Origin of the sequence: Streptomyces sp. NPDC051020 (genome assembly GCF_040683105.1) — a bacterium.
Classification (GTDB): domain Bacteria; phylum Actinomycetota; class Actinomycetes; order Streptomycetales; family Streptomycetaceae; genus Streptomyces.
On sequence record NZ_JBFBCG010000243.1, the window covers coordinates 1 to 1,100 of the forward strand.

Annotated in this window: 2 protein-coding genes; both read left to right on the top strand. The window is 62.5% G+C overall.

Features of this window, described 5'->3' with window-relative positions; all coding sequences use genetic code 11:
* Positions 1-223: 223 nt before the first annotated feature.
* The gene (locus AB0N06_RS38975; protein WP_366139390.1) at positions 224-508 is read left to right on the top strand and encodes a hypothetical protein; all 285 of its coding nucleotides are present in this window, start codon (positions 224-226) and stop codon (positions 506-508) included.
* Positions 509-833: 325 nt separating this feature from the next.
* A complete protein-coding gene (locus AB0N06_RS38980) occupies positions 834-947 on the top strand; it encodes a DUF6233 domain-containing protein (RefSeq protein WP_366139391.1) in 114 nt (37 codons plus the stop codon).
* Positions 948-1,100: the final 153 nt, after the last annotated feature.

The window sequence follows — 1,100 nt, forward strand, 5'->3', positions numbered from 1 at the left end:
CGCCAGGCATGGATCAACGATCCCGCCAAGCGGCGTCAGACCGAACAACAGATCCTATAGCGTCACATTCGTTTCATTTGACTTGACAGGCACCGAACAGCGGTGGCCCACGGGGGACTGGTCCCCTGTCCGCTTACGTGGGCGTTTCGCAGATCAGAACCGCACTCGCCTCACCTCGCTCCTAAAGCGGTGGTCCACACCCGGCGGGTGGGATCATCCGTGGATGGCAGACGCGCAGCTACCCCCGGGGTGGACCCTTCAGCAGATCGCCGACGTATCCGGGGACCAAGAGGCTGTTGTCCTAGACCCAAACAGGGCGGTGAAGTGGGTAGCCTTTGACGGAGCCGACGAGGTGCTGCAACCAGAAATCGTGCTTGGGTTCCACAGTCTGTGCCTCGTGAAGCCAGTCCACGACGACGACTGGTACATGGGCAGCCTGTACGAAGACGGCAGCATCGACTGTTGGACAGCCTACGGCGACCTATACGAGGCACTACGCGGCCTGTAGGGGCACAGGCCGAGTGTCTAACTGCGCTACAACGACCCCACACCGAGGCGGACGTCTATGGACTCTGGCGAACAGTTCACACAGGTCAAGGACAGTTGAGCCGCAGCCCAGCGGGTCGGACGCATTGCTTCGGGACGAAGAAGTCAGGGAGGAGGGACAGCCGGTGATTGCTCGGGGTGATCCTCGGGCCCTGCCGAGCCGCTCCCAGGGGGGACCCGGCAACCGAGCGCTCAGAGGCTCGGGGCACCCGGTGGGACGCCGTACGCGACCCCATACGACGTCAGCGCCAGCAGCCCGCTGCCCTGGCGTCTACATCGACGACTGCATGATGACCAGCAACAACACGCATCCCGTCTCGGCGCAGGATGCTCGGATGGCGCTCACGGACGCGCAATTGGAGGTGTGCGTGTTCTGCCGACCGGACACCGAGTTAGCCTAGGGATCCTCGACTGAGCCCCCGCACGAGCGAGTGCGGGGGCTCGATCCATATTCGGACGGAAGTTGTCAAGTCAAATGAGACGGTTTGATGCTATGAAGACTGTCTTGCTGGTTCTGTCTCCGGCTTCGGTTCGTTGATCCAGACTTGCCCGGG